This is a genomic window from Dysosmobacter welbionis (genome assembly GCF_005121165.3).
Lineage (GTDB): Bacteria > Bacillota > Clostridia > Oscillospirales > Oscillospiraceae > Oscillibacter > Oscillibacter welbionis.
Genome location: NZ_CP034413.3, coordinates 18,435 through 39,439, shown reverse-complemented (window position 1 = coordinate 39,439; position 21,005 = coordinate 18,435). Strand labels below are relative to the sequence as shown.

Here is a 21,005-nt window from a genome sequence, read left to right as displayed (position 1 = left end):
CCGCCGGGGCCGTTTTACCGACAATATGGGGTATGTCAGCGGCGGGCGCTGCGGCAGGCACCGCCGCAGCGGTCACAGCAGCCATCACAGCCGCCGCAGCCCTTTCCTCTGCGGCGGAGGCAGGAACGGAGGGCAAGCGCCAGCCAGACGCCCAGGGCCGCCAGGATCAAAACTTCCAGCATGGCAGCCTCCTCTATCCCAGCAGCAGCGCCGCGATGTGGTAGACCAGGAAGGCCACCATCCAGGCAATCACGCACTGGCTCAACGCCACACCGGCGGCCTTCCAGCCGGAGCCCAGCTCCCGCTTCACTGCGGAGATAGCGGCCACGCAGGGGGTGTACAGCAGGGTGAAGGCAAGGAACCCGGCGGCAGTGACAGGGGTGAACAGCGTCCCCAGGGCGGCGGTGCTGACATCCGCGCCGGACCCGGTAAGGATTCCAAGGGTGGAGATGACGGACTCCTTTGCGATGAACCCGGTGATGAGGGCAGTGGAGACCCGCCAATCGGCAAAGCCCAGAGGAGCGAAGAGCGGGGCGATCCAGGCACCCACGGTGGCCAGCAGACTGTCGGCGCTGTCATCCACCAGGTTCAGCCGGGTGTCAAAGGTCTGGAGGAACCAGACGATGATGGTGGCCACGAAGATGATGGTGAAGGCTCGGGTCAGAAAATCCTTGGCCTTGTCCCAGCACAGCTGCCACACGCTTTTGGCGGAGGGGAAGCGGTAGTTGGGCAGCTCCATGACGAAGGGCACGGGGTTGCCCTTGTAGACTGTGGTGCCCAGCACCTTGGCCGCCACGATGCCCACCAGGATACCCAGGATGTACAGCCCGATCATCACCAGGGCGGCATGATTCGGGAAAAAGGCGGCGGAAAACACGCCGTAGATAGGGATCTTGGCAGAGCAGCTCATGAAGGGCGTCAGCAGGATGGTCATCCGCCGGTCCCGCTCCGAGGCCAGTGTCCGGGTGGACATGATGGCGGGCACTGAGCAACCGAAGCCCACCAGCATGGGGACAATGCTCCGGCCGGAGAGACCGATCTTCCGCAGCAGCTGGTCCATGACGAAGGCCACACGGGCCATGTAGCCCGTGTCCTCCAAAATGGAGAGGAAGAAGAACAGCACCACGATGATGGGCAGAAAGCTCAGTACACTGCCCACTCCCGCGAACACGCCGTCGATCACCAGACTGTGGACCACGGGGTTCAATCCATAGGCGGCGAGGCCGCTGTCCACCGCCGCGGTGAGGGCATCGATCCCCGCGGCCAGCAGATCCGACAGGAAGGCGCCGATGACTTCAAAGGTCAGGAAGAAGATGCCCAGCATGATGGCGAAGAACAGTGGCAGGGCCAGGTATTTGTTGGTCACCACCCGATCGATGGCCTCGCTGCGGGCCCGCTCCCGGGACTCCCGGCACTTCACCACCGTGCCGGAGCAGATGGTTTCGATGAAGGTGTAGCGCATATCCGCCAGTGCGGCATTGCGGTCCATGCCGCACTCGTCCTCCATCTCCTTGACGCTGTGCTCAATGAGCTCCAGCTCGTTCTGGTCCAGGGCCAGGCGGGTCACGATGTCCTCGTCTCCCTCAATGAGCTTGGTGGCGGCGAATCGGACGGGAAGGCCCGCAGCCTCCGCGTGATCCTCGATCTGGTGGACCACCGCGTGGATGCACCGGTGGACCGGTCCGGGGGAGCAGAAGTCGTACACCGTAGGCAGCGTCTTGGTCCGGGCAGTCTGGACGGCAACCTTCACAAGCTCGTCCACGCCCTGGTTTTTCACAGCGGAGATGGGCACCACCGGGATGCCCAATGCCTGGGACATTCCCTTCACGTCGATGGTGCCGCCGCCGGCGGTGACCTCATCCATCATGTTTAGGGCCAGTACCATGGGAATACGCATCTCCATCAGCTGGAGCGTCAGGTACAGGTTCCGCTCGATATTGGTGGCGTCCACGATATTAATGAGGCCGTCGGGCTTTTGGTTCAGGATGAAATCCCGGGTGACAATCTCCTCCGGCGTATAGGGCCGGATGGAGTAGATGCCCGGCAGGTCGACCACCGTGCAGTCCTTTTCCCCCCGGATGGCGCCAGACTTCTGATCCACCGTCACGCCGGGGAAATTGCCCACGTGCTGGTTGGAGCCGGTGAGCTGGTTGAACAGCGTGGTCTTGCCGCAGTTTTGGTTGCCGGCCAGTGCGAAAATCATGTCCCGGCCACCTCCACTTCGATTTTCCCGGCGTCCTCCTTCCGCAGGGACAGGGAGTACCCCCGCACCCGCAGCTCCAACGGGTCGCCCAGGGGTGCGACCTTCTCCACCCGCACGCGGGTCTTCGGGATCAGCCCCATATCCAGCAGGCGGCAGCGCAGGGCGCCCTCGCCGCCCACAGCCGTGATGACGGCCTCCTGCCCCAGGGGCAGCTTGTCCAGTGTCATCGGAACGTTCCTCCTCAAAAGTTAGCATTGTCTAACAATTAGAAGTTTATCATCGTGCACTTTAGGAGGCAACTATAAAACAAGCCAAAAGCCGACAAATTTTTCTCTGGAAATTGTATAACATGGATAAAAAGAAGAAGCGGCGGGCAGGGTTTGGAAAGGGCCTTGCCCCGGAGGGGGCAGAAATGCTATACTGAACCCAAACCAAGCCGGAGGCAGAGGGCCCCCGGCGATCAGGAGGAGCTTATGCTGACATTCAATCACTTCAATTTCAATGTAGCGGATTTGGACAAATCTCTTGCGTTCTACAAGGAGGCCCTGGGCCTGGAGCCGGTGGGGGAGCGGAAGGCGGCGGCCGACGGCAGCTTCATCATCGTCTACCTGGGGGATGGAAAAACGGACTTCCGCCTGGAGCTGACATGGCTGCGGGACCATCCCCAGAAGTATGACCTGGGGGAGTGCGAATTCCATCTGGCCCTCCGGGCAGAGGACTATGAGGCGGCCCACGCCAAGCATGCCGCCATGGGCTGCATCTGCTTTGAGAATCCTGCCATGGGGATCTATTTTGTGACAGATCCCGACGGATACTGGATCGAGATCATCCCCACCCGATAAAGGTGCACAAAGGGAAGCCCCCGCGCTGAGAAAAATTTTTTTGAACGGCAGTTGCGCCCGGCTGGGCGCCATGGTACACTGAGATTGGTCGTGGGGCGTTCTGCCGGGGGCGGCGGAGGCCCGGATCTATTTTTTGGCAAGGGAGAGAGTGAAATGAAACAGAGACTGTTTGCATTGGCGGCGGCTGTGGTGATGGCACTGGGGCTGACCGCCTGCGGCGGAAGCGGCTCCAGCGAGGGCCGCACCGGCGACACCATGGAGACCTACTTCTTTGATTTCACAGTCAACAGCGCATACCTTACCAGCGACTACGCGGGCCGTACCCCTGGGGAGGGGAACGTACTGCTGGTGGCGGACATCACCGTAAAGAACACCTTCGAGCAGAGCATTGAGATGTATGACACTGATTTCCAGGTCCAGTGGGACGACGGCGATGACGCCTATGCCTATCCCATCACCACAGACATGGAGACCTATACGGAAGTGGAGCCGGTGGGGGAGAACCAGCTGCCCGGTACATATCCCATGGCCGTGGACGAGGAGCGCAGCGGCGAACTGGTCTATGAGGTACCCTCCGGTTTTACGGACTTCTCCATCGCTTATCTGGAGCAGTTTGTGGATGACTCCGGGGAGGAGAGCACCGGCGAGACTTTCTTCGTCTACTTCACTGCTGAAGACCAGACAGGTGCCTCCGCCTGACAAAAACAGAAAAAGCGCCACCGCTCCTGCGGTGGCGCTTTTGATTTTGATCCGTTGCTGCGGGACTGGGCGGTTTCCTCACCAGACCAATGTGCGGAAATAGTCCTCCGGCGTCTCCGCCCGGCGGATCAGCTCCACGGAGCCGTCCTCCTTCAGCAGCAGCTCGGCGGAGCGGAGCTTGCCATTGTAGTTGTAGCCCATGGAGAAGCCGTGGGCGCCGGTGTCGTGGATCACCAGCAGGTCCCCCATGTCGATCTTGGGCAGCATCCGGTCCACGGCGAACTTGTCATTGTTCTCGCAGAGGCTGCCGGCGATGTCATACTTATGGTCGCAGAGCTGGTCCTCCTTGCCCATCACGGTGATATGGTGGTAGGACCCGTACATGGCCGGACGCATCAGGTTGCAGGCACAGGCATCCACGCCGATGTACTCCTTATAGATGTGCTTTTCGTGGATGGCCCGGGTGACCAGATGCCCGTACGGACCGGTCATGAAGCGGCCCAGCTCGGTATACAGGGCCACGTCACCCATCCCGGCGGGCACCAGCACCTCCTCATAGGCCCGGCGGACTCCCTCGCCGATGACGGCGATATCATTGGCAGGCTGCTCCGGACGGTAGGGGATCCCCACGCCGCCGGAGAGGTTGATGAAGGTGATATGGACGCCGGTCTCCGCCTTCAGCTCCGCTGCCAGCTGGAAGAGAATGCGGGCGAGGGCGGGGTAGTAGTCGTTAGACAGGGTGTTGGAGGCCAGGAAGGCGTGGATGCCGAACTCCTTGGCGCCCATGGCGGAAAGGCGGGTAAATGCCTCCGCGATCTGGGCGCGGGTCATGCCGTACTTGGCGTCGCCGGGATTGTCCATCACCTGGAAGCCCTCCCGGGTCTCGCCCAGGGTGAACACGCCGCCGGGATTGTAGCGGCAGCAGATTTTCTCCGGCACATGGCCGATGGACCGCTCCAGATAGTCCACCAGCGTCAGATCGTCCAGGTTGATGATGGCGCCCAGCCGGTCCGCCATCTGGAATTCCTCCGCCGGGGTATCGTTGGAGGAGAACATGATGTTCTCACCGGTGATGCCGCACCGCTCCGAGATTATCAGCTCCGTCATGGAGGAACAGTCGCAGCCGCAGCCCTCCTCGTGCAGCAGCTTCAGCAGGGCAGGGGTGGGAGCGGCCTTCACGGCGAAATACTCCCGGTAGCCGGGATTCCAGGCAAATGCCTTCCGCAGGCGGCGGGCATTCTCCCGGATGCCCTGCTCATCATAGATGTGGAACGGGGTGGGGTACTGGGCGGCGATGGCCTCCAGCTGGTCCTTTGTGACAAAGGGGGTCTTCATATCAACAGCCTCAAATCTTCATAAACTCTACCGCGTCGAATTTTGCGGTGCTATAGATGTGTCCTATTTTACGAGCACATCCATGTCTCTGTCAAGAAATTTGCCCAAAAAACGGAAAAACAGTCCTTGATTTTCCCAAACAGACAGGCAGAGCGATGTTCTTTTCAAAAAACATCCCTTGCTTTTCCAGGAAAGAGACGATACAATGGCCGTAGAGTGCCGTCCCGCCTAGAAGGAGCGGCAACCGCTCCGCAGCGGAACTGTCCCTGCCGGTCCGGATGATGATTCTGTGCGCGCGGGCAGCGTTAGGCTGGTGGTCGAGCGGTATGCGGCCGGAAAGATCGCCTGGGGACGGGCTCTAAATCCTCCGTCCTGCCGCAGGCGAACGGATAAAACACACAGCCGCCGAGGGGCGGGGAGAGGAGAACAAGATGAAAACTGTGATCGTGGACGCTGTGGGGGAGCCGTGCCCCGTTCCGGTGGTGAAGGCCACGAAAGCCCTGCGGGAGCTGGGAGAGCCGGGAACGCTGGAGGTCCGGGTGGACAATGAGATCGCGGTGCAGAACCTGACCCGCATGGCGGCGGGGAACCACCTGCCGGTCCAGGCGGAGAAGAAGGGAGAGCACCTGTTTGTGGTGACCATGGAAGTGGCGGAGCCGGTGGGAGATGCCCCGGCGGAGGAACCTGCTCTGACCTGTGTTCCGGACGCCCGGGGCGACTTGGTGGTGGCCGTGGATTCAGAGACTATGGGACGGGGCAGCGACGAACTGGGGAAGCTGCTGATGAAGAGCTTCCTTTTTGCCGTGAGCCAGCTGCCCCGGCTGCCCAGGACCGTCCTGTTCTATAACGGCGGTGCCAAGCTGACGGTGGAGGGTTCCGAATCTCTGGAGGACCTGCGGAATATGGAGGCCCAGGGAGTGGAGATCCTCACCTGCGGCACCTGCCTGAACTTTTACGGTCTGGCGGAGAAGCTGGCTGTGGGCGGCGTCACGAATATGTACGCCATTGTGGAGGCCCTGGCCAATGCCGGGAAGGTCATCAAGCCATGATCTACCTGGACAACGCCGCCACCACCCGGCCCAAGCCTCCCAGTGTGGCAGAGGCGGTGGCCGCGGCCATGAATGACTACGGCAACAGCGGCCGGGGCACCCATCCGGAGGCCCTGGAGGCGGCCCGGAGCATCTACGGCGTCCGTCAGGCGCTGGCGGCTCTCTTCGGCTGTTCCCGGGCGGACCGTGTGGCCTTCACGCCCAATTCCACCATGGCGCTGAACATCGCCATCTCCGGCCTGCTGGGGGCGGGGGACCATGTGATCTCCACAGATCTGGAGCATAACTCGGTTCTGCGTCCGCTGTACAGACTGCGGGCGCAGGGAGGGGCGGTGGACTTCGTCCCGGCAGACCGGCAGGGGCGGATTGACTACGAGGACTTTGAGCGGCTCCTGCGGCCGAATACAAAGGCAGTGGTGTGCACCCACGGCTCCAACCTGACGGGGGATCTGATGGACATCCAGCGGGTGGGGAACTTCTGCCAGAAGCACAGGCTTCTGTTCATTCTGGATGCCTCCCAGACCGCAGGGGTATTTCCCATTGACATGGAACGGCAGCACATCAGCGTGGTGTGCTTCACCGGCCACAAAAGCCTGATGGGCCCCCAGGGCACCGGCGGGCTCTGTGTGGGAGCGGGGGTGGAGATTCGCCCCTTTGCCGTGGGCGGCACCGGCGTCCAGAGCTACTCTGAGACCCAGCCGGAGGCCTATCCCACCCGGCTGGAGGCGGGGACCCTCAACAGCCATGGTATTGCCGGCCTGGGAGCATCTTTGGCGTTTCTGAAGCGTACCGGTTGGGACGCAGTCCGCATGCACGAGTCCGTCCTGTCCCGGCGGTTCTATGAAACCGTTAGAACCATTCCTGGCGTAAAAGTGTATGGGAATTTTGCTGTACAGCTCCGGGCGCCTATCGTGTCCCTGAATATCGCTGATCTGGACTCCTCGGAGGTGGCGGACGAGCTGGCGGAGCGGTTTGAGATCGCCACCCGGCCCGGCGCCCACTGCGCCCCCCGGCTCCACCGGGCGCTGGGGACCGAGGACCAGGGCGCGGTGCGGTTCTCCTGGTCCTATTTCAATACAGAGGCAGAGACCGACGCGGCTGCAGAGGCGGTCCGTATCCTGGCGGCGGAGGCAGTCTGACCATGCGGAAAAAAGAGGAGCGGTTCGTGGTAACTTTCGCCACCACCACCGGGGCCATGGCCATGGAGCGGGCCTGCCAGGCGGCGGGGCTGCCGGGGCGGCTGATTCCGGTGCCCCGGAGCATCACCGCCGGCTGCGGGATGTGCTGGTCTGCGCCGCCGTCGGCCCGGGCGGATCTGGAGGCCCTGGTGATCCGGGAAAGACTGGACGTGGACGGCCTGTACGCCGTCCTGCTGTGAGGAGGAGAGAGCATGTCGGCAAATTGCGAGGAGTGTGTCTACTACGACTACGACGAGGAACTGGCGGCTTACGTCTGCGAAGCGGACCTGGACGAGGACGAAATGGAGCGGTTTCTCCGTGGCGGCACACGGGACTGTCCCTTCTACCGGCCCGGCGACGATTACCGCACGGCCAGACGGCAGTGAGCACGACGAACCATGACAAAACAGCGCCTTGGACAGATACGATGTCCAAGGCGTCGTTTGCATATATACGATGGCTCACTGGGCGGAGAGCCAGTCCACGTATTCCTCCAGGCACAGGTCAAGCTCCGTCATCTCCCGGGCGGCTTCCCGGCCCACATAGCGGTAGTGCCAGGGCTCATAGATAATGCCTGTGATCTCGCTTTTGGCGTTGGGATAGCGCAGGACAAAACCGTATTCCCAGCTGTGCTCGATCAGCCACTGCTGGACCAGGGTGTCCTCCTGCCCCTGGTCCAAAATCTGATAGGAGGCGTCTACAATGTCCAGGGCCAGGCCCGTCTGGTGCTCACTGGTGCCCGGTACGGCTACCACAGTTCCAGCCTCCGTGACGGCGTTTTCGTATGAATATCCCTCTTCTATCAAACGCTGGAGCTTGTTTTCGTACAGCTCCTGCTGCTTGGCCTGTGTCCGGTAGGACGAGCAGATCACCGGGTCCAATCCCGCTGCCCGGCAGTCGTCCATCATCTCCTGCAGATCCGGGTATGCTCTGGAATCCACCGAGTGGCCATACTTCAGCTTTGTCCGTTCAAACGTGTATCCATCGGGCAAAGGGTTCCAGCGGTTCACCAGCAGGATCTGCCAGTCATCCGGAGTAACGGCGCCGGACTGGGGGGCCGGATTCAGCTCGACCGGCGGCAGGGCATCGGGTTCCTGCAGCGAAGACTCCGGGTGCTGCTCCGTCAGTTGTTCCGCAGGCTCCAACGCAGACATGGGGGCGGAAAAGGATCTCACTGTGCGTATAGTCAAAACCACGGCAGACAATACCAGACACATGCAGAAAAGCTTCAAAGGCCAGCGCAGTCTGCGGGAGCGCTTTCTACGCCGCCCTTTTGAGCTATGTACGTCTGCGGCTCTATCATTTGTATAAACCATGGGAGTCCTCCTCGGGAGCCTATGTGATCTGTTGCTTTTGGTTCTGCTCTACCTAATAGACGCCGGTTTGTCGAAAAAAGTTTCAAAATGGGGAAATCTTTAGATGGCCGGTCATGGCATGCAATCTCCGGACAGCTAGGTCGGCAGCGGAAGAGCAGGGGGGACTGCGAATCAGAAGACGCCCGCCGCAATCTGTACAACATGGATGCTGTGTTTGTTTCCGCCGGTATATTCTGAACAATAAGGCCGCACACATTGCCGAGCGGGCAATGTGTGCGGCCAGTCACAAACAAGCCAGGGGAGATGTCGGTGAAAGTAAAAAAAATCGAAGCATCCAAATTGGATGCTTCGATTGGTCCGAGTGGCGAGACTTGAACTCACGGCCTCTTGACCCCCAGTCAAGCGCGCTACCAACTGCGCCACACCCGGAAATGTGCTGCTCGAAGTCAGCTCAGTTATAATAGCATACTGTTTCTGGAAATGCAACCCCTAAAATGAAAAAAATTAAAAAAATAAAAATGGGAGCAGATTGTTGACAAATCGCCAATCGATATAGTATAATAATCAGGCGTCCGACGGATGGCGCCTTTCCATGATGGAGAGATGTCCGAGCGGTTGAAGGAACCGGTCTTGAAAACCGGCGACGCGCAAGCGTCCGTGGGTTCGAATCCCACTCTCTCCGCCACATCTTTAATCAGTGAATATCGTATCTGCAGAAGTACCCAAGAGGCCGAAGGGGCTCCCCTGCTAAGGGAGTAGGGTGTCTAAAAAACGCCGCGAGGGTTCAAATCCCTCCTTCTGCGCCACACGCCGCAAGCACAGAATGCTTGCGGCGTGTTTTTTCTGTCATTTACAAGATCAGCAGCAGGCCCAGGGCCACCAGCAGCTCTTCATCCGCGCCCTCCCGGAAGAGGAAGAAGAGGATGGCCAACAGCAGCAGGTCCCCGGAATCCACACTGCTCAGGTGAAACTGGTCCAGCAGATGCCGGAGCAGGCTGCTGAGGCTGTCCGGCCCATTCTCGCCGGAGGGGGGAGGATCAGGGCGGGGCGGGGGGGCGCTGTCCCAATGGGGAGGCTGCTGCCCGCCGCCGGATGGCGGGTGTTCCGGCTGACCGGAAGGGGAGGTGCCGCCCTGTGTATGCCGGGGCTCCTCCTCCGGGATACGGGTGTAGGTGCCCTGGTCGTTGCGGATGTAGCGGTTATACATGTCTCACCCCTCCCATCCAGCCAGAAATTTCCGGCCCAGGTGGAACAGGCGCGCCAGCTGGAGAGCCCGTTCCACCTTCTCCTGCCGCTCCGGCTTGAGATAGGGCCGCAGTGCGTACAGCAGCTGCCGGGCGTTGGAGTCCCGTGCTCCTCCCAGCTCCTGGATCAGGGGCAGGAACCGCAGGAGCAGCTGCGGATCCAGCCCACCGGCCAGGGCGGAGAGAGGATCGCCGCCGGATGGCGGCGGAGTCTGCGGCTGCTGGCCCCAGCCGGGAGAAGAACCGCCCGGCTGGGACGGGGGAGGGGGCGGCGCATTGGCGGCGTTGTTTCCTCCGGTCCCACCGGAGAGAGACTGGGCCAGTTGCATGATCTGTGCCATGGCGTCCGGGTTGGAGAGAATGCTGTTCAGTTTATCGTCGAATTCCGCCACCGCCGGTCCGCCCCCTTTCTGTACTTGCCGTTACCGGCCGTTCATGGTCTTGTTGATGCGGTCGATCAAAGCTGCGCCGTCCGGGCTCTGCATCAGCTGGTTCACCATGCGGACCATCTCCGCCGGGTTGCCCTTGGCGGCGGACTGGGCCGCCCGCTGGAGAGATGCTCCACGGTCTCCCCCGGAGAGCATCTGCATCAGCGCCTGCCCGTCCCGGGACTGCATCAGCGCCTGGAGCATGGCGGGGTTGCTTTTCAGCTGTTGGATCATACGGGCCGTCTGTTCGTCCATAGTGCCTCCTTGTGCCGTCTGTCGGATGGATTTCATCTCAGTATATGAGGGAAGACAAAAAAACGTGCCTGCGCATTGCGCAGACACGTGAAGTTCCAGAGTGATTCCAATGCTGTCAGCCCCGTCTGGCGGCTTTGGCGGTGTCGCAGTCCTTTGCCAGGGGGCAGCCCTCGCACTTGGGGGAGCGGGCGGTGCAGGTATCCCGGCCGAAGAGCACCATCCGGTGGCAGAAGTTGTTGGACTCCTTGGGAGGGATCCGCTCCCGCAGCTGCCGCTCCACCTGAAGGGGATCTTTGGAGCCGTCGGTGATCCCCAGCCGTCCCGTGATGCGGATGCAGTGGGTGTCGCAGACATAGGCGGGCTGGCCGAACACGTCCCCCAGAATCAGATTGGCGGTCTTGCGCCCCACGCCGGGAAGGCCGGTCAGTTCTTCCATGGTGCCGGGGACTCTGCCGCCGTATTCATTCACCAGCTTCTGGGCACAGGCCACGATGTCCCGGGCCTTGCCGTTGTAAAAGCCGCAGGAGTGGATGTATTCTCCCACCTCCGCCGGATCCGCCTCGGCAAAACTTTCCAGGGTAGGGAAGCGGGCGTACAGCGCCGGGGTCACCTTGTTCACCCGCTCGTCTGTGCACTGGGCGGACAGGCGCACCGCAAACAGCAACTCGTAGTCCTTTTTATATTGTAAGGAGCACAGCCCGTCCGGGTAAATGCCCTTCAGTGTCTCAATGATGCGGTTCACCGCAGCCTTGGATGTCATGTCGCTCACCTCGGGGACAGGATACCACAGATTTCGACAAAAAGCCAGAGAAAAATTGCCGCGTCCGGATGCCGGCGCATACGCCGGACGGGATACAACTTGACATTATTCCCCTGAAAGAGTAAAATCTCTTTATTATTCTATTGTGTGAGGAGAAGGAGAATATATGACTTACATTGTTGCGATCAGCGCCTATCTGGTGCTGCTCACGATCTTCGGGCTGATCGTGGCCCGGAAGAAAGTCAAGACCTCGGATGACATGGTGACCGGCGGCCACCGGATCCCCTTCATCATCCTGGTGGGCACACTGCTTGCTACTTGGTGCGGCGGCGGCGGAATCACCGGCTCCGCCAGCGTGGTGTACACCGGCGGCCCCTGGGTGGGTCTCATCACCTTTGCGGCGCCGCCCATCGGCATCATCCTGCTGTATTTCATCGCCGGCAAGGTCCGCAAGTCCAACAAGGTCACGGTGCCGGAGATCATGGGCGCCCGTTACGGCAAGGCCGCCAGCATCATCGCCGCCCTGTGCGTCATGCTGGCCTATGTGGGCGTGCTGGCCACCCAGCTGAAGGCTGCGGCGGACATCATCGTGCTGCTGTGCGCTTCCAGCGGGATTGAGATCTCCCACGGCTTGGCCCTGACCATCTGCACAGCCCTGATCGCCATCATCACCGTGGGCGGCGGTCTGGTGTCTGTGGCCTATTCCGACGCCATCAGCGCCCTGCTGATGATCGGCGGCTTCTTCCTGGCGATTCCCTTCCTGATCGGCGTGGCCAACTCTCAGGGCGCCACTCTGCCTCCGGAGAAGATGACCATTACCGGCGGTATGTCCGGCTGGGAGCTGCTGGGCTACTTCCTGCCCTCCCTGGCCCTGATGCTGGGCGACCAGAACATGCTGCAGCGGTTCGCCTCTGCCAAAAACAGCGACGAGGCCAAGAAGTCCAACATCGGCATGTTCATCGGCGAGATCCTGGTCATCATCAGCATTGTCCTGGTAGTCACCCAGGCAGCCAAGCTGTATCCCACCCTGGACGTTCCCTCCAATGTGATCTTCCAGGTAGCGGTGGACTACCTGCCTCTGGCCTTCGGTGCGCTGGTGATGTGCGCCTGCATGGCCTTCATCGTCACCACGGCGGACAGCTATCTGCTCTCCTCTGCCACCAACCTGACCAACGACATCTATGTAAAGTACATCCGCAAGGATGCCACCGACAAGCAGAAGATGCTGGTCCTCCGGGGTACCATCATTGTGTTCAGCTTCATCGCTGTGGCGCTGACGCTGTATTTCCCCACTGTGCTGTCCCTGCAGATGACGGCCTACACCATGTACGGCGCCGCCATCACCCCGGCGATCCTGTTCGCCCTCTTCTCCAAGAAGGTGACGCCCGCCGGCGGCATGGCCGGTATCCTGGTGGGCGGTCTGGTCACGATCATCTGGACGCTGATGGGCACGCCCTACGGCATCCAGTGCGCCATTGTGGCGGTGCCTGCCTCGGTGATTGCCATACTGATCGTCAGCGCCGTGACCCGCTGCAACGATCCCAAGCGGTCTCTGGAAGCCCTGTACCAGGACAACTGATTCCAGGCGGGGCAGAAGAGATGCTCTTCTGCCCCGTTTTTTCTGTGCGGTGACGCGCAAGGACTGAAAGGAAAGAGAGGAACCACCATGGAAGATCCCCGTATCCGCAAATTCGCCCAGTTCCTGATCCGCAGCGCTGTGGGCCTGGAGAAGGGCGAGAAGATCCTGATTGAGCTCCACGGCAGTGAGACCGGATTGATGAAGTCCCTGGTCCAGGAAGCCTATGCTGTGGGCGGCAAGCCCTTTGTCCACATCTTCGACTACGCCGTGGAGGGTGCCCTGGTCCAGGGAGCCGACGCGGAGCACATGGAGGAGATCGCCTCCTACGAGCTGGAGCGGATGCGGGACATGGACGCCTATATCGACATTCGGGCCACCACCAATATCAGCATGTGGCACAACGTCAGCGACGAGGCCCAGAAGCGCTACCGCCAGTATTACTGGGGCCCCATCCATCTGGCGGAGCGGTGCAACCATACCAAGTGGTCCGTGCTCCGGTACCCCAACGATGCCATGGCCCAGCTGGCGGGCGTTTCCACGGAAGAGTATGAGGACTTCTATTTCCGGGCCTGCCTGGTGGACTACGACAAGATGGGCCGGGCCATGCAGCCCCTCCAGGACCTGATGGCCAGGACTGACAAGGTTCGCATCGTCGCTCCCGGCACGGACATCTCCTTCTCCATCAAGGGCATCCCCAGCTTCGGGATGCACGGCAACCGGAACATCCCCGACGGCGAGATCTACACCTCGCCCGTGAAGAACTCCGTCAACGGGCACATCACCTACAACGTGCCGTCCCCCTATGACGGCTTTTTGTTCCGGGACGTGTATCTGGAGTTCAAGGACGGCAAGATCGTCAAGGCCACCAGCAACAACACGGACTATATGAACGAGATCCTGGACATCGACGAGGGCGCCCGGTACATCGGCGAGTTCGCCTTCGGTGTGAACCCGGAGATCAACCACCCCATCGGGGACATTCTGTTCGACGAGAAGATCGCCGGCAGCTTCCACCTGACCCCCGGCAACAGCTACGACAATGCCTCCAACGGCAACCATTCCGCCGTCCATTGGGACCTGATCCAGATCCAGACGCCGGAGTACGGCGGGGGCGAGATCTGGTTCGATGACGTGCTGATCCGCAAGGACGGCCTCTTCGTGCTGGACGAATTGAAATGCCTGAATCCGGAGAATCTGCTCTCCAAGGAAGAATAAGGAGGAATCTAGAACATGGATACCGTTGTTGACCGCCTGATCCGCTACGCCAAGGTGTACAGCGAGAGTGACTACCACGCCGGCCGCACTGTCACCCCCAGCACGGACCGCCAGTTCGACATGGCCAAGCTGCTGGTAGAGGAGCTCCACGGCCTTGGCATCGAAAACGCCCGGTACGATGACAAGTGCTACGTCTACGCCACCCTGGATGCCACGCCGGGGTGCGAACAGCTGCCCGCCATCGGCCTGATCGCCCACATGGACACCACCCCGGACATGACCGGCAAGGACGTGAAACCCCAGATCATCCACTACACCGGCGGGGACGTGGTGCTGAACCGGGAGCAGAACATCGTCATGGAGGCCGCCCAGTTCCCGGAGCTGCAGAAATTCGTGGGTCAGGAGCTGGTCTGCACCGATGGCACCACCCTGCTGGGGGCGGATGACAAGGCGGGCATCGCCATCATCCTTCAGGCGGTGGAGGAGCTGCTGGCAGAGAAGGCTCCCCACGGCAAAATCTGCCTGGGCTTCACCCCGGACGAGGAGATCGGCATGGGCGCCAGCTTCTTCGATGTATCCGGCTTCGGCGCGGACTTTGCCTATACCCTGGACGGCGGCGATATCACCGACTATGAGTACGAGACCTTCAACGCCGCCAAGACCGTGGTGACCATCAACGGCTTCAGCATCCACCCGGGCACCTCCAAGGACAAGATGCGCAACGCCCTGTTGATCGCCATGGAGTACAACGCCCTGCTGCCGGCGCTGGAGACCCCCGCCCACACGGAGGGGTACGAGGGCTTCTTCCATCTGCAGGAGATGCACGGCAAGGCGGAGAAGGCCACGATGGAGTATATCGTCCGGGACCACGACATGAAGCGGTTTCAGGAGCGCAAGGCCATGATGGACAAGGCCGCGGAGCAGATCAACCGCCGCTGGGGCGACGGCACCGCGGTGGTGGACACCCACGACCAGTACTACAATATGTACGAGGTGCTGAAGGACCACATGGAGATTCTGGAGCTGGCAGAGTCCGCCATGAAGGCCGCCGGCATTGAGCACCCCACCCATTCTCCCATCCGGGGCGGCACTGACGGCAGTGTGCTGACCTACAAGGGCCTGCTGTGCCCCAACCTGCCCAGCGCGGGCCACAACGCCCACGGCCGGTACGAGTATGCGCCGGTAGAGTCCCTGAAAACCGGCGTCAAGACCGTAAAGGCTCTGGTCTCTCCGGAGCTGGTGGAGACCATTATCGGAAAAAAAGAGGGGTGACATCATGTATCAGGAGCGAATCAGCCGCGTACTGGCCGCCATGGAACGGATGGGCCTGGAGCAGATGCTCGTGTCCGATCCGGACAGCATCTGGTATCTGACAGGGTACGATGTGTTCCCGTTTGAACGGCTGTACGCCTTTTACCTGCGGAAGGACGGACAGCACAAGTTATTTCTGAACAAACTGTTCCCGGTGCCGGAGGCACCCTATGAGCAGGTGTGGTTCTCCGACACGGACGACTATCTCGCCATTCTGGCAAATGCCGTGGACGGGGAAAAAGACATGGGCGTGGACAAGGACTGGCCCGCCCGGTTTCTGCTGCCCCTGATGGCCCACAATCCCAGCTGCAAGTATGTGCTGGCCTCCGACTGCGTGGACGACGCCCGGGCCTGCAAGGACGCGGTGGAGCGGGACCTGATGCGGGAGGCCTCCCGCATCAACGACGTGGTGATGGAGCGGGCTGCCGCCTACATGAAAGAGGGCATGACCGAGCGGGAGGTGGCCGACTACATCGTGGCCCAGTATGCCGCCGAGGGCTGTGACTCCACTGCGTTCCTGCCCATCGTCTCCTACGGCGCCCACGCCGCGGACCCCCACCACGAGGCGGACCAGACCCGCCTGAAGGCTGGGGACTGCATCGTCATTGACATGGGCTGCCGGAAGAACCGCTACTGCTCCGACATGACCCGGACCTTCTTCTGCAGGGCGGCGGATCCCAAGTACGCCGCCATCCACGACCTGGTGCGGGAGGCCAACGAGCTGGCGGAGTCCATGCTGCGGCCCGGCGTGCCCCTGTGCGACCTGGACAAGGCCGCACGGGACCACATCTCCGCCGCCGGATACGGAGAATACTTCACCCACCGGCTGGGCCACTTCATCGGCCAGACGGAGCATGAGAAGGGCGACGTCAGCGCCACCAACACCACCCTGGCCAAGCCGGGTATGATCTTCTCCATTGAGCCCGGCGTGTATCTGCCCGGCGAATTCGGTGTCCGGGTGGAGGACCTAGTGCTGGTGACGGAGGACGGCTGCGAGATTTTGAACCACGTGGACAAGCACTGGAAGACCGTTGGCTGAGTTTACAGGCCGAAAGCCGGGAGGACGGACTGTCTTCCCGGCTTTTTGGCGTTTTCCCGGTGGAAATTTCCAATGGGCCATGCTATAATGAATGTTCCGAGATCAACAGGGAAGGGGGTGCCGCCATGCAGCGGCCTCTTGCGGATGAGATCCGCCCCAAAACATTGGACGAGGTGGTGGGCCAGCGGCATCTGCTCTCCCCCGGCGCCGTGCTCCGGCGGCTGATCGACAGCGGCACGGAGGCGAATATGGTGTTCTACGGCCCCTCCGGCACCGGAAAGACCACCATCGCCAACATCATCGCCCGGCAGACCAATAAGACCCTCCACCGGCTCAACGCCACCACCGCATCCTTGCAGGACGTGAAGGACATCATTGCCGACGTGGGGACGCTGCTGGCCCCAGGGGGCATTCTGCTGTACCTGGACGAGATTCAGTACTTCAATAAGAAGCAGCAGCAGAGCCTGCTGGAATTCATGGAGAACGGCTCTTTGACCCTCATCGCCTCCACCACGGAGAACCCGTACTTTTATGTGTACGGAGCCCTGCTGTCCCGCAGCACGGTGTTTGAGTTCAAGGCCGTGTCGCCGGAGGAGGTGGAACCCGCTGTCCTGCGGGCACTGAAGATCGAGCAGGACCGTTCGCCTCTGCCCCTGGACTGGGAGCAGGATGTGCCCCGGCAGATCGCCACCGCTTGCGGCGGCGACGTCCGCAAGGCCATCAATGCGGTGGAACTTCTGTGCCGGGCAGCCATGCCCAGAGATGGGAAGCTGATGCTGACCCTGGACGACGTGGAGCAGGTGGCCCAGCGCAGCGCCATGCGGTACGACAGAGGCGGCGACGCCATGTACGACGCCGCCTCCGCCCTGATGAAGTCCCTCCGGGGCAGCGACCCGGATGCGGCGCTCCACTACCTGGCCCGCTTTCTGGAGGCGGGGGACCTCATCACCCCCTGCCGGCGGCTGCTGTGCTCCGCCAGCGAGGATGTGGGGATGGCGTACCCCCAGGCGGTCTCCATTGTGAAGGCATGTGTGGATACTGCCATGCAGCTGGGGCTGCCGGAGGCCCAGCTGCCCCTGGCCCAGGCGGCTATCCTGCTGGCCACGGCCCCCAAGTCCAACAGCGTGACAGCCGGTATCGGCAGGGCCTGGGCAGACGTGAGGGCAGGCCGCACCGGGGACGTGCCCCGGGAACTGCAGAACGTTCACGCGGACTCCGCCGGTATGGAGCGGGAGCAGGGCTACCTGTACCCCCACGACTTTCCCCGCCACTGGGTACAGCAGCAGTATCTGCCCGATGCCCTGAAGGGTGTCCATTACTACGAATACGGCGATAACAAGACGGAGCAGGCCGCCAAGCACTACTGGGACGAGATCAAGGGTCCTCAGCCGTGAACACCGTCTCCACGGCCGGCTTCTCATACCCGGCAGGGGAGTAGACCCACCGGTCCAGTACCCCGTCGGTGATCTGATAGCGCAGCGGCTCCGGCTCTGCCAAGGGCGGCAGCTTTTCGATCACCTGGAGCTTGATCTTCATCCGCTCCGGACGGATGGACTTGATGTAGACAGAGACGCCGTCCCCCGGGCGCAGGTCCTCCCGGGCGTCTGCCAGGCCGGAGAGGTTGGGGGCCAGCTCGATGAAGCTGCCGTACTCCTTCACGCTGCGGACCTCGCCCCGGACTGTCTCGCCGGGATGAAACCAGCTGGCATTCTCCATCCAGGTGCCCAGCAGCTCCTTGTGAGTCATGGTGATCCGGCGCTTCTCCCGGTCTATGGACCGGACGGCTGCCAGAATCTTCTGCCCGGGCCGGAACCGCTCCTTCGGATGGGAAATGCGGGAGACGGAGATGTGCTCGATGGGCAGCATAGCCACGATGCCGCAGCCGATATCCAAAAAAGCGCCGAAGGACTCCAGATGCGTCACCACCGCAGTGACCACGGAGCCTGGGCGCAGGTGCTCCAGGAAGAAGTCCATGGCCCGCTCCTGAACGGCCCGGCGGGAGAGCAGTGCCGTGGGCGCGCCCTTTTCATCGGCCCGGAGGGCCGTCACGAGAAAACAGGCGGGCTTTCCCACCCGGGAGAGGACGGCGATGTCCCGCTGGGCCCCGCTGATCCAGGGGGAGAGGACCTCCTCCCGGGGAATGCGGGCCTGGATGCCTCCCAGGGAGAGAAGCAGGTTGTGTCCGGCATCACACCGGAGGACCCGATCCTCCAGCACCGTGTTCTGCTCCATGGCCTCCCGCAGGCTCTGGAGCGTGAAAGAAGAGGGAGGGCGCAGGCCCTCCGGCGGATACAGCTTGTTTTCCGGCATATTGTAATCGCATCCTATCTGCCGCAACGGCGGCGTGTTGTTCCATACCGTTACTATATGCAGCCCGGGAGGCTGCTTTGACAAGGAGGCCAATATGGACCTGCATCTGCATGACAAAGTGGAGCTGAAGAAAGCCCATCCCTGCGGCAGCACCCAGTGGGAGATTCTGCGGGTGGGCATGGACATCAAGCTCAAGTGCCTGGGCTGCGGGCATGAGCTGATGCTGCCCCGCAGCAAGGCGGAAAAGAGCATCCGCAAGATCCTGACGGAGGAGGGAAACAAGTGAGCAACAAGCACAGACTGTTTGCCGCGATCCTGGTGGTCATTCTGGTGATTTCCATGCTGGCATCGCTGATTGTTCCGTATTTATCATTGCTGTAAAGTTATTTCCCATCACAGTATTTCCATGCCGCCGGAGCCGCAGCATTTGTGCTGCGGCCCCAATCGGCTGCCGGGGGGACGCACCTTTTTACAGGGCGCGTCCCCCTTTTGCGACCGTATTTCTCTGCGGTCTGCCCTATAATAGTCCCACGGAACGGAAGGGAGGCGGATCGCTTGACCGTGGTGTATGTGGACAGCGTGTTTGTGCTGAACGCGCTGATGGACTATCTGCTGGTGCTCTGCGCCGCGCGTCTGGCGGGCATTCCCCTCCGGCGGAGACGCTACCTTCTGGCGGGCCTGCTGGGGGGCGCCTATGCCGTGGCGGTATTTCTGCCGGGGCTGGGCTTTCTCTCCGCAACGCCGGTGAAGCTGGCGGCAGGCATACTGCTGGCGCTGGCGGCCTATGGAGGAGAGGCAAAGCTGCTGCGGCTGACGCTGCTACTGTTCGCCGTCTCCTGTGCCATGGCCGGGTGCGTGCTGGCCCTGGGCCTGGTGGCGGGGGGCGGCGTGCCGATGGTGAACGGCGTGTTCTACACGGACGTGGATGCAAAGGTGCTGCTGACCGCTGCGGCCGCGGCCTATCTGGTTCTGACAGTGGTGTTTCGTGCGGCGGCGGGAAAGGGCGTCCGGGGCGAGCTGGTGCGGGCACAGGTGTGTCTGGCCGGGCGGACCACGGCGTTTACCGCTTTCTGCGACACGGGAAACGCCCTGCGGGATCCGGTCTCCGGAGCGCCGGTGCTGGTGGTGTCTCCGGGGCGGCTGGACGGTGCGCTTCCAAGAGAGGTCCGCTCTCTGCTGGACCGCGGAGCGCTGGAGCGTCCCGCAGAGCTGCTGGAGCCCATGATGCGGGCGGCGCCGGAGCTGCGGTTCCGTCTGATCCCCTACCACGCGGTGGGAGTGGCGGGCGGACTGCTGCTGGCGGTGCGCAGCGACTGGACGGAGGTGGCGGGGAGCGGTATGCCGGACTGCCGGTTGCCTTTTCCCCCACAGAGCTGGGGACGGGATACAGCGCCCTGTGGGGCGGCACGGCTGGAAGGAGAAGAAACCATGAAGGACTGGATGAAACAATGGCGGCGGCTGCTGGTGCGGGTGGGGCTGCTGCCGCCGGCGGAGCTGCACTACATCGGGGGCAGCGACACCCTGCCACCGCCCCTGAGCCGGGAGCGGGAGGCGGAGCTGCTGGAGCGCATCGGGGAGGAGGACGCCCGCAAGGAGCTGATCGAACATAATCTGCGGCTGGTGGTGTACATTGCCCGGCGGTTCGAGAACACGGGAGTGGGGATCGAGGACCTGATTTCCATCGGCACCATCGGGCTCATCAAGGCGGTGGGCACCTACCGGACGGACAAGAACATCAAGCTGGCCACCTATGCCTCCCGGTGCATCGAGAACGAGATTTTGATGTACCTGCGCAAAAATGCCGGGCGGAAGGGGGAGGTGTCCTTCGACGAGCCGCTGAACACCGACTGGGACGGCAATGAGCTGCTGCTCTCCGACGTGCTGGGGACTGAGGCGGACGTGGTGATGCGCCCCATCGAAGAGGATGTGGAGCGGGACCTGCTGGCGGCGGCCATCAACGTTCTCTCGCCCCGGGAAAAGCAGATCATCACGCTGCGGTTCGGCCTGGGGGGCGGAAAAGAGCAGACCCAGAAAGAGGTGGCGGACCAGCTGGGCATCTCGCAGAGCTACATCTCCCGGCTGGAAAAGCGCATCATCTCCCGGCTGAAGAAGGAGATCCTGCGGCTGAGCTGACGCTTGACAATCGAACCGGGGTATACTATACTAAAATAAAATATGGCAAACTGCGAGGAAGGGAAGCAGTATCCGGTGGGCAGCGGCCAAGAGAGAGAACGGTTGGTGT

At 61.9% G+C, this 21,005-nt stretch carries 23 protein-coding genes, 3 tRNA genes, 1 pseudogene and 1 other annotated feature (1 of these 28 only partly in view); of the genes and pseudogenes, 16 read left to right on the top strand and 11 right to left on the bottom strand.

Annotated features, from left to right (window positions below; genetic code table 11):
• Nucleotides 1-35: 35 nt before the first annotated feature.
• The 3 genes from EIO64_RS00225 to EIO64_RS00215 are packed head-to-tail and all read right to left on the bottom strand — an operon-like array spanning nt 36 to nt 2,430.
• The gene (locus tag EIO64_RS00225) at nt 36-182 is read right to left on the bottom strand and encodes a hypothetical protein (RefSeq protein WP_021749934.1); all 147 of its coding nucleotides are present in this window, start codon (nt 180-182) and stop codon (nt 36-38) included.
• Between the two features lie 11 nt (nt 183-193).
• Nucleotides 194-2,203 (bottom strand): ferrous iron transport protein B, encoded by a 2,010-nt coding sequence (feoB, locus tag EIO64_RS00220; RefSeq protein WP_021749935.1) that lies wholly within the window; start codon nt 2,201-2,203, stop codon nt 194-196.
• A complete protein-coding gene (locus tag EIO64_RS00215) occupies nt 2,200-2,430 on the bottom strand; it encodes a FeoA family protein (protein WP_021749936.1) in 231 nt (76 codons plus the stop codon). The genes feoB and EIO64_RS00215 overlap by 4 nt, the downstream gene beginning before the upstream one ends.
• A 246-nt stretch (nt 2,431-2,676) precedes the next feature.
• On the opposite strand from EIO64_RS00215, the gene EIO64_RS00210 reads away from it, so the two are divergent.
• Nucleotides 2,677-3,045, top strand: coding sequence for a VOC family protein (locus EIO64_RS00210; RefSeq protein ID WP_021749938.1), 369 nt, complete (start codon nt 2,677-2,679; stop codon nt 3,043-3,045).
• 153 nt (nt 3,046-3,198) lie between these two features.
• Entirely contained in the window at nt 3,199-3,744 is a 546-nt protein-coding gene (locus tag EIO64_RS00205) for a DUF4352 domain-containing protein (RefSeq protein WP_025544618.1), read from the top strand.
• Nucleotides 3,745-3,822: 78 nt separating this feature from the next.
• Here the strand turns inward: EIO64_RS00205 and EIO64_RS00200 are convergent, their stop codons facing one another.
• Nucleotides 3,823-5,079 (bottom strand): diaminopimelate decarboxylase, encoded by a 1,257-nt coding sequence (locus EIO64_RS00200; RefSeq protein WP_136890638.1) that lies wholly within the window; start codon nt 5,077-5,079, stop codon nt 3,823-3,825.
• 431 nt (nt 5,080-5,510) lie between these two features.
• Between EIO64_RS00200 and yedF the strand changes: the two genes are divergently transcribed.
• The 4 genes from yedF to EIO64_RS00180 are packed head-to-tail and all read left to right on the top strand — an operon-like array spanning nt 5,511 to nt 7,692.
• Entirely contained in the window at nt 5,511-6,128 is a 618-nt protein-coding gene (gene yedF / locus EIO64_RS00195; RefSeq protein ID WP_136890637.1) for a sulfurtransferase-like selenium metabolism protein YedF, read from the top strand.
• The gene (locus tag EIO64_RS00190) at nt 6,125-7,267 is read left to right on the top strand and encodes an aminotransferase class V-fold PLP-dependent enzyme (RefSeq protein ID WP_136890636.1); all 1,143 of its coding nucleotides are present in this window, start codon (nt 6,125-6,127) and stop codon (nt 7,265-7,267) included. Before yedF ends, EIO64_RS00190 begins: the two co-directional genes overlap by 4 nt.
• A 2-nt stretch (nt 7,268-7,269) precedes the next feature.
• Nucleotides 7,270-7,506, top strand: coding sequence for a putative Se/S carrier protein (locus EIO64_RS00185; protein ID WP_021749944.1), 237 nt, complete (start codon nt 7,270-7,272; stop codon nt 7,504-7,506).
• 12 nt (nt 7,507-7,518) lie between these two features.
• Nucleotides 7,519-7,692 carry a DUF6472 family protein gene (locus EIO64_RS00180; protein ID WP_021749945.1) on the top strand — a complete coding sequence of 58 codons (174 nt, stop codon included), beginning with the start codon at nt 7,519-7,521 and terminating at the stop codon, nt 7,690-7,692.
• Between the two features lie 75 nt (nt 7,693-7,767).
• Here EIO64_RS00180 and EIO64_RS00175 read toward each other — a convergent pair whose 3' ends face one another.
• Together EIO64_RS00175 and EIO64_RS00170 are read right to left on the bottom strand one after the other, a co-directional pair.
• A complete protein-coding gene (locus EIO64_RS00175; protein ID WP_136891750.1) occupies nt 7,768-8,460 on the bottom strand; it encodes a M15 family metallopeptidase in 693 nt (230 codons plus the stop codon).
• Nucleotides 8,461-8,975: 515 nt separating this feature from the next.
• Nucleotides 8,976-9,051 (bottom strand) — tRNA-Pro (locus tag EIO64_RS00170).
• 168 nt (nt 9,052-9,219) lie between these two features.
• Here EIO64_RS00170 and EIO64_RS00165 point away from each other — a divergent pair.
• Both EIO64_RS00165 and EIO64_RS00160 read left to right on the top strand, forming a co-directional pair.
• Nucleotides 9,220-9,307: transfer RNA gene (locus EIO64_RS00165), tRNA-Ser, on the top strand.
• Nucleotides 9,308-9,334: 27 nt separating this feature from the next.
• Nucleotides 9,335-9,428: transfer RNA gene (locus tag EIO64_RS00160), tRNA-Ser, on the top strand.
• A gap of 44 nt (nt 9,429-9,472) precedes the next feature.
• Here the strand turns inward: EIO64_RS00160 and EIO64_RS00155 are convergent.
• The 4 genes from EIO64_RS00155 to nth form a co-directional block, all read right to left on the bottom strand.
• Nucleotides 9,473-9,829, bottom strand: coding sequence for a hypothetical protein (locus tag EIO64_RS00155; RefSeq protein WP_119310975.1), 357 nt, complete (start codon nt 9,827-9,829; stop codon nt 9,473-9,475).
• Nucleotides 9,830-9,832: 3 nt separating this feature from the next.
• Nucleotides 9,833-10,258: a hypothetical protein gene (locus EIO64_RS00150; protein ID WP_021750686.1), complete on the bottom strand. Its 426-nt coding sequence runs from the start codon at nt 10,256-10,258 to the stop codon at nt 9,833-9,835.
• A 30-nt stretch (nt 10,259-10,288) separates the two neighbouring features.
• Nucleotides 10,289-10,549 carry a hypothetical protein gene (locus EIO64_RS00145; protein ID WP_025544228.1) on the bottom strand — a complete coding sequence of 87 codons (261 nt, stop codon included), beginning with the start codon at nt 10,547-10,549 and terminating at the stop codon, nt 10,289-10,291.
• A gap of 115 nt (nt 10,550-10,664) precedes the next feature.
• The gene (nth, locus tag EIO64_RS00140; protein WP_021750684.1) at nt 10,665-11,309 is read right to left on the bottom strand and encodes an endonuclease III; all 645 of its coding nucleotides are present in this window, start codon (nt 11,307-11,309) and stop codon (nt 10,665-10,667) included.
• A 166-nt stretch (nt 11,310-11,475) separates the two neighbouring features.
• Here nth and EIO64_RS00135 point away from each other — a divergent pair, with 166 nt between their 5' ends.
• From EIO64_RS00135 to EIO64_RS00115, 5 genes are all read left to right on the top strand, one after another.
• Complete coding sequence (locus EIO64_RS00135) at nt 11,476-12,888, top strand: sodium:solute symporter family protein (protein WP_021750682.1); 1,413 nt, start codon at nt 11,476-11,478, stop codon at nt 12,886-12,888.
• Nucleotides 12,889-12,975: 87 nt separating this feature from the next.
• The gene (locus EIO64_RS00130) at nt 12,976-14,103 is read left to right on the top strand and encodes an aminopeptidase (protein WP_021750681.1); all 1,128 of its coding nucleotides are present in this window, start codon (nt 12,976-12,978) and stop codon (nt 14,101-14,103) included.
• A gap of 15 nt (nt 14,104-14,118) precedes the next feature.
• Nucleotides 14,119-15,375 (top strand): peptidase T, encoded by a 1,257-nt coding sequence (gene pepT / locus EIO64_RS00125; protein ID WP_021750680.1) that lies wholly within the window; start codon nt 14,119-14,121, stop codon nt 15,373-15,375.
• Between the two features lie 4 nt (nt 15,376-15,379).
• Nucleotides 15,380-16,453, top strand: coding sequence for a M24 family metallopeptidase (locus EIO64_RS00120; protein ID WP_021750679.1), 1,074 nt, complete (start codon nt 15,380-15,382; stop codon nt 16,451-16,453).
• A gap of 125 nt (nt 16,454-16,578) precedes the next feature.
• On the top strand, nt 16,579-17,847 hold the full coding sequence (locus tag EIO64_RS00115) for a replication-associated recombination protein A (protein ID WP_119310974.1): 1,269 nt from the start codon (nt 16,579-16,581) through the stop codon (nt 17,845-17,847).
• Here EIO64_RS00115 and EIO64_RS00110 read toward each other — a convergent pair.
• Nucleotides 17,828-18,763, bottom strand: a complete 936-nt coding sequence (locus tag EIO64_RS00110) for a S1 RNA-binding domain-containing protein (protein ID WP_021750677.1) — start codon at nt 18,761-18,763, stop codon at nt 17,828-17,830. The genes EIO64_RS00115 and EIO64_RS00110 overlap by 20 nt on opposite strands.
• Before the next feature lie 94 nt (nt 18,764-18,857).
• Here EIO64_RS00110 and EIO64_RS00105 point away from each other — a divergent pair, with 94 nt between their 5' ends.
• The 3 genes and pseudogenes from EIO64_RS00105 to sigE all read left to right on the top strand — a co-directional run bounded on the left by EIO64_RS00105 (nt 18,858) and on the right by sigE (nt 20,896).
• Entirely contained in the window at nt 18,858-19,049 is a 192-nt protein-coding gene (locus tag EIO64_RS00105) for a DUF951 domain-containing protein (RefSeq protein WP_021750676.1), read from the top strand.
• A gap of 314 nt (nt 19,050-19,363) precedes the next feature.
• Nucleotides 19,364-20,026: pseudogene (locus EIO64_RS00100) on the top strand (sigma-E processing peptidase SpoIIGA); the annotation flags it as partial.
• Between the two features lie 177 nt (nt 20,027-20,203).
• Nucleotides 20,204-20,896: an RNA polymerase sporulation sigma factor SigE gene (sigE, locus tag EIO64_RS00095; RefSeq protein WP_025544233.1), complete on the top strand. Its 693-nt coding sequence runs from the start codon at nt 20,204-20,206 to the stop codon at nt 20,894-20,896.
• Nucleotides 20,897-20,942: 46 nt separating this feature from the next.
• Nucleotides 20,943-21,005, top strand: a binding site (T-box leader); it runs 163 nt beyond the window's last position.